Annotated in this window: 5 protein-coding genes; 3 read left to right on the plus strand and 2 right to left on the minus strand. The window is 65.9% G+C overall.

Translation table 11 applies throughout. The features are described 5' to 3' along the window. Positions 1–19 precede the first annotated feature (19 nt). Positions 20–1,735: a PHA/PHB synthase family protein gene (locus SP6_RS17150; RefSeq protein ID WP_007405305.1), complete on the minus strand. Its 1,716-nt coding sequence runs from the start codon at positions 1,733–1,735 to the stop codon at positions 20–22. Between the two features lie 120 nt (positions 1,736–1,855). Between SP6_RS17150 and SP6_RS17155 the strand changes: the two genes are divergently transcribed. Further along, a complete protein-coding gene (locus SP6_RS17155; protein WP_007405293.1) occupies positions 1,856–3,067 on the plus strand; it encodes an LL-diaminopimelate aminotransferase in 1,212 nt (403 codons plus the stop codon). Positions 3,068–3,101: 34 nt separating this feature from the next. Here the strand turns inward: SP6_RS17155 and SP6_RS17160 are convergent, their stop codons facing one another. Further along, on the minus strand, positions 3,102–4,241 hold the full coding sequence (locus SP6_RS17160) for a GGDEF domain-containing protein (protein WP_007405197.1): 1,140 nt from the start codon (positions 4,239–4,241) through the stop codon (positions 3,102–3,104). Between the two features lie 211 nt (positions 4,242–4,452). On the opposite strand from SP6_RS17160, the gene pheS reads away from it, so the two are divergent. Next, positions 4,453–5,529: a phenylalanine--tRNA ligase subunit alpha gene (gene pheS / locus SP6_RS17165; protein ID WP_007405345.1), complete on the plus strand. Its 1,077-nt coding sequence runs from the start codon at positions 4,453–4,455 to the stop codon at positions 5,527–5,529. Next, a partial coding sequence (gene pheT, locus SP6_RS17170; RefSeq protein WP_042469389.1) for a phenylalanine--tRNA ligase subunit beta occupies positions 5,526–6,879 on the plus strand: 1,354 nt, incomplete at its 3' end. The genes pheS and pheT, both read left to right, overlap by 4 nt.

A 6,879-nucleotide genomic window follows, 5' to 3' on the forward strand; every position in this document is an offset into this window, starting at 1 on the left:
TGCAGTGCAGCAAACGATTTTAGCGCTGCTTGACGTAACGTCCGGGCGCGTCGTCCAGGGCGGGTAGGGCCCCTTCGCCAGGAATGCGGGCATCGGCTGCGGGGACGGTTCGGTCGTCCCGATCGCGCAGCCATTTCGACCAGTCCGGCCACCAGCTACCCTTGGTCTCGGTCGCGCCCTGGACGAATTCGGCCAGAGTCGAGGTCGGCGCGTCATTGGTCCAATATTGATATTTGCCCGCTGCCGGCGGGTTCACCACGCCCGCAATATGCCCCGATCCCGCCAGCACGAAGCGCAAGGGGCCGGCAAAGGCATGGGTGATCTTCCACACGCTTTCGGGCGGCGCGATATGATCCTCGCGCCCGGCCTGGACATAGGCGGGCGTCGTTACCCGGGTCAGGTCGAGCGCGACGCCGCCGACCGACATCGCGCCAGGCTGCATCAGCAGATTGTCACGGTAGAGATCGGTCAGATAGCTGAGATGCCATTTGGCGGGCAGGTTGGTGACGTCGCCATTCCAGTGGAGCAGGTCGAACGGCACATAATCGCGCCCCAGCAGATAGTTGTTGGTGACGTAATTCCAGATCAGGTCACGCCCGCGCAGCAGGTTGAAGGTCGCCGCCAGATAACGCCCGTCCAGGAACCCCTCGGGCGAGAGCGTACCGATCAGCTTCAACTGCTCGTCATCGACGAAGTGCAGCAGCTCGCCGGCGTGCGCGAAATCGACCTGCGCGGTGAAGAAGGTGGCGCTGGCGACCTTTTCCGCCTCCTGCCGCGCCGACAGATAGGCGAGCGTCGCGGCCAGCGTCGTGCCCGCCACGCAATAGCCCACGGTGTGCACCGAATCGACCGCCAGCAGATCGCGCACCGTGTCGATCGCATCGACCTGCGCGGTGACGTAATCGTCCCAGATCACGTCTTTCATCGTCGCGTCGGCGGACTTCCACGACACCATGAAGACGCTGAACCCCTGATCGACCAGCCATTTGATCAGACTTTTCTCGGGCGAAAGGTCGAGGATGTAGAAGCGGTTGATCCAGGGCGGAAAGATCAGGACCGGCACCGCCGCCACCTGTTCGGTGGACGGCGTGTAATGGATCAGTTCGTAGAGCGGGGTGCGCTTCACCACCTTGCCTGGCGTCGCGGCCAGGTTGCGGCCGACCTCGAACGCGGTCGAGTCGCTGTGCGTCAACTGCCCACGCCCCAGATCGGCGAGCATGTTCTGAAGGCCTTTGAGCAGATTCTCGCCGCGCGTCTCGACGATCTTGTCGAGCACCTCCGGGTTGGTCGCGGGGAAGTTGGTCGGGCTCATCGCATCGACGAATGCGCGCGCGGCGAAGCGGATCTGTTCCTTCTGCTTGGGGTCGACACCCTCCAGCGCATCGACGCCGCGCAGCATATGGTCGGAGATCACCTGATAGCTTTGCCGAATCCAGTCGAAGAGCGGCGATTGCCATTGTTCGGCCTTGAAGCGGCGATCGGGCTTAGGGGCGACGCTGGGCTCGGCGGCGGGGTCGATGAAGCGCTGCCACAGCGCCATCGAATCGGACCAGAAGTCACGGACCCGCGTCATCGTGGCGGGGTCGTTGATCCCCGGCACCACCGGCACGCCCTCCGGCGGTGGGGTGAGGGCGGCCTCCATCATCATCTGCTGTGCCCGGCCCATGACCCAGGTCCAGTGCTGCAACTCTTCCAATGTGGGCAAGGCAGGGGCAGTCGCGGGGCGGGCCGTCATCGCATCCTCTCGTTCGTATAACCCCGTCTTAGCGTCAGGATATTGCGCCGTCATGTCGGGTCGCGTTGTTGAACGAAAGACGCTAAGCTCCGGGTCCCAAATCGTTACACAGAGGGACCCATGTCCGAAGAGTTCTACCGCATCAAGCGTCTGCCGCCCTATGTCATCGCCGAAGTCAACGCGATGCGGGCGGCGGCGCGCGCGGGCGGCGAGGACATTATCGACCTGGGCATGGGCAATCCCGACTTGCCGCCCCCCGACCATGTGCTCGATAAGCTGGTCGAGGTGGCCAAGAAGCCCGATGCGCATGGCTATTCCCAGTCCAAGGGGATTCCCGGCCTCCGCCGCGCCCAGGCGAACTATTATGGCCGTCGCTTCGGCGTCGATCTCGATCCCGAGACCGAGGTGGTCGTCACCATGGGGTCGAAGGAGGGCCTCGCCAGCCTCGCCACCGCGATCACCGCGCCGGGCGACGTGATCCTCGCGCCCAACCCTTCTTATCCGATCCACACCTTCGGCTTCATCATCGCCGGCGCGACGATTCGCGCGGTGCCGACGACGCCCGACGAGGCCTATTTCGAGAGCCTGGAACGCGCGATGCACTTCACCGTGCCGCGCCCCTCGGTGCTGGTGGTCAACTATCCGTCCAACCCGACCGCCGAGACGGTGGATCTCGCCTTTTACGAGCGACTCGTCGCCTTCGCGAAGAAGCACGAGCTGTGGGTGCTGAGCGATCTCGCCTATTCCGAGCTTTATTATGACGGCAATCCGACCCCTTCGATCCTGCAGGTGAAGGGGGGCAAGGACGTCGCGGTCGAGTTCACCTCGCTGTCCAAGACCTATTCGATGGCGGGCTGGCGGATCGGCTTCGCGGTCGGCAACAAGAAGCTGATCGCGGCGATGACGCGGGTGAAGTCCTATCTGGATTATGGTGCCTTCACGCCGATCCAGGCGGCGGCCTGTGCCGCGCTCAATGGGCCGCAGGATATCGTCGAGAAGAACCGGCGGCTTTATCACAAGCGCCGCGACGTGCTGGTCGAGAGCTTCGGCCGGGCGGGATGGGATATCCCGAGCCCGCGCGCGTCGATGTTCGCCTGGGCGCCTTTGCCCCCGGCGCTGGCGCATCTCGGCAGCCTGGAATTCTCCAAGCAGCTCCTGACCGAGGCGAAGGTCGCGGTCGCGCCGGGCGTGGGTTACGGCGAGAATGGCGAGGGCTTCGTCCGCATCGCGCTGGTCGAGAACGAACAGCGGCTTCGCCAGGCGGCGCGCAACATCAAGCGTTACCTCCAGTCGATGGGCGTCAACACGCCGGGATCGGCCAAGGCGATGTGATGGGATGGGCGAGGGGCCAAGGCCCTTCGCCCGTTCAGGCCGCGCGGGCGGTGGCGGCGTGATGTTGGCGCTTGACCGCGTACATGGCTTCGTCCGCGCGGTGGATCAGCGCATCCAGCCCGTCCGCCACCGAGCCCGACGCCAGGCCGATGCTCAAGGTCGGGCAGGGCGTGCTGTCGACCATCGCACCGACGGCGCGGTCGAAGCGTTCGGAGAGTTGCGTCAGGATCGCCTCCGCCTCGGCGCGGCCTATCCCGGGCAGGACGCAGAGAAACTCGTCGCCGCCGATCCGCACGACCAGCCCGCGTTGGCCGATGGTGTGCTGGGCAAGGTCGACCACGAGCCGCAGGATGGTGTCGCCGGCGGCATGGCCCTGCCCGTCGTTCAACGCCTTGAAATGGTCGATATCGATCAGCAGCAGCACCGCCTCGCCGCGAAGCTCATGCTCGACCTTGCTCAGCCCGTTGCGATTGAGCGCGCCGGTCAGTCCGTCGCGGCACGCCTGTTCGCGCAGGATACCCTGGGTCCGCTCGGCATCGAGCAACAACAGCGAGAAATGCGACAGGGACACCAGGATGATGGCGATGCCGACCATCCAGTCGGCGGACATCTGCATCGCCATTTCCCAGGACGGCAGCGTCAGCGATGCGAGCAGGAAGGTGGTTCGCAACAGGAACAGCGGCACGGTGGCGGCGAACAGGGCCGTCATGATCCAGGCGGTCAGCAGTTTTTCGCGGCGCGCAATGCCGAAGGCGAGCCAGGCGACGGCGAAATGGCACAGCATCCGTGTCATGCCCAGCGCGGCGATCGACCATCGGACATCCTCGGTATCGAACAGCATCAGCGCGATGATCATGGCGACCATCAGGGCGATCGCGATGACGATGCCGCGCGCCAGCCGGCGGCCGCCAAAGACCGCGACGCTGTGCACGCACAGGATCAACCCGATCACCAAGGCGAAATTGAGCAGCCGTTCGAGAAACGCGACATTGGAGCCGTCGAACATCAGGGTCAGGGCGTTGGTGATGCCGATCAGCAGCTTGCCCGCGCCCCACCAGCGCGCCCATCCGCCGCGATCCTGGCTGGTCAACCCGGGGATGAAATGGATCGCGCCCGCCAGCAGGCTGCCGACGGCGGCCACGATCTGAAGGCTGACGATATCCAGGGCGACCATTCTCATCTCATCGGGTACGGCCACGCCGTAGACAAGGGGTGACCCTAACCCGGCACGGGTTAGAGAATGGTTTCGGTCCGGCCCTTGCGCCTTGATCCGGGCCGCCCCCACCCGCTACGGCGGAGGCAATCCCGCTAATGGGCCGCAGCCAGCCTCTTTGGGGCAGCCGCCATGGCCGACGGAGTGAAGAGTGAGCAACGAACTCGAACAAATGCGTGAGCCTCTGCTCGCCGCCATCGCCGACGCGCCCGCGCTGGACGCGCTGGAGACGATCCGTGTCGACGCGCTGGGCAAGCAGGGGCGGATCACGCAACTGCTCAAGACGCTGGGCAAGATGAGCCCCGAGGAGCGTCAGGTCGAAGGGCCGAAGATCCATGGTCTGCGCGAGGCGGTGACCGAGGCGCTCGGCATCCGCAAGGCGGCGCTGGAGCAGGCGGCGCTCGACGCACGGCTGGCGTCCGAACGACTCGACATGACCCTACCGGTCGACGCCGGCAGCTTCGGCACCGTCCACCCGGTCAGCCAGGTGATGGACGAACTGGCGGAGATCTTCGCCGATCTGGGCTTTGCAGTCGCGACGGGGCCGGAGGTCGAGACCGACTGGCACAATTTCACCGCGCTCAATATTCCCGAGACGCATCCGGCCCGCGCGATGCACGACACCTTCTATCTGGCGGGAGTCGAGGCCGGTGGCGACGAGCGCACCGTGCGCCGCGTGCTGCGCACCCACACCTCGCCGGTGCAGATCCGCACCATGCTGGACCAGAAGCCGCCGATCCGCATCATCGCGCCGGGCCGCACCTATCGCTCCGACTCGGATGCGACGCACACGCCGATGTTCCATCAGGTCGAGGGGCTGGTGATCGACAAGGGCATCACGCTCGGCCATCTGAAATGGACGCTGGAGACCTTCCTCAAGGCCTTTTTTGAGCGCGACGACATCGTGCTGCGTCTGCGCCCCAGCTATTTCCCCTTCACCGAACCCTCGGCCGAGGTCGATGTCGGCTACACGATCGAGAAGGGCAAGCGCGTCATCGGCGGCTCGGGTGGCGGCTGGATGGAGGTGCTCGGCTCCGGCATGGTCCACCCGAAGGTCATCGAGGCGTGCGGGCTTGATCCGAACGAGTGGCAGGGTTTCGCCTTCGGCTGCGGCATCGACCGGCTCGCCATGCTGAAATACGGGATGGACGATCTGCGCGCCTTCTTCGACGGCGATATCCGCTGGTTGAAGCATTACGGGTTCGCGAGCCTCGACGTACCCACGCTGTCGGGAGGAGTCGGCGCATGAAGTTCACCCTAAGCTGGCTGAAGAGCCATCTGGACACCGATGCCGACCTCGACACCATCGTCGAGGGGCTGACCCGTATCGGCCTGGAGGTCGAGGGCGTGCATAATCCGGGTGAGGCGCTTGAGCCTTTCCGCGTCGCGCGCATCCTGTCGGCCGAGCGGCATCCGCAGGCGGATAAGCTGCAGGTCCTGTCGGTCGATGCCGGTAACGGCCCGATGCAGGTCGTGTGCGGCGCGCCCAATGCCCGCGCCGGGCTGGTCGGCGTGTTCGGCGCGCCGGGGGCCTATGTCCCCGGCCTCGACGTGACGCTGAAGGTCGCCGCCATTCGCGGCATCGAGTCGAACGGCATGATGTGCTCGGCGCGCGAGTTGCAGATCGGCGAGGGCCATGACGGCATCATCGAACTGCCCGAGGATGCGGTGGTGGGTACGTCCTTCCCCGATTATGCAGGGCTCAACGATCCGGTCATCGACGTGTCGATCACGCCCAACCGCCAGGACTGTATGGGCGTCCACGGCATCGCACGCGACCTCGCCGCCGCCGGGCTCGGCACGCTGATCGCGCCGACCGTGCCCGAGGTTGCGGGCGAAGGCCCCGGCCCCGATGTGCGGATCGAGGATGCGGAGGGCTGCCCCGCCTTCTACGCGCAAGAGGTGTCGGGCCTGACCAATGGCGACGCGCCCGAATGGATGCGCCAGCGGCTGACCGCGATCGGGCAGAAGCCGATTTCGGCGCTGGTCGACATCACCAATTACATGACGGTCGATCTCGGTCGCCCGCTGCACGTCTATGACAAGGCCAAGCTGTCGGGCGGTCTGGTCGCGCGGCATGCCAAGGACGGCGAGACGGTCGAGGCGCTCAACGGCAAGACCTACACGCTGTCCGAGGGCATGACCGTCATCGCCGACGACGTCGCCGTGCACGATATCGGCGGGATCATGGGCGGCGAGCATTCGGGCGTGTCGGAGACGACCACCGACGTCATCATCGAATGCGCCTATTTCGCGCCCGAGGCGATCGCGCGCACCGGCCAGAAGCTGGGCCTGACCTCCGACGCGCGGCAGCGGTTCGAGCGCGGTGTGGACCCGGCCTTTCTCGACGACGGCCTCGCCATCGCGACCTTCCTCGTCCAGCATATCTGCGGCGGCAAGGCGAGCAGCGTGACGCGGGCGGGCGAGCCGCCGGTGGTGGCCAAGACCATCGCCTATGACCCGAAGCTCGCCGAGACGCTCGGTGGCCTCGCCGTCGAACCGGCGCGGCAGAAGGCGATCCTGGAGTCGCTGGGCTTCACCGTCACTGCCGATTGGCAGGTCACCGCGCCGAGCTGGCGTCGCGACGTGGACGGCCCCG

Source organism: Sphingomonas paucimobilis NBRC 13935 (assembly GCF_000739895.2).
Lineage (GTDB): Bacteria > Pseudomonadota > Alphaproteobacteria > Sphingomonadales > Sphingomonadaceae > Sphingomonas > Sphingomonas paucimobilis.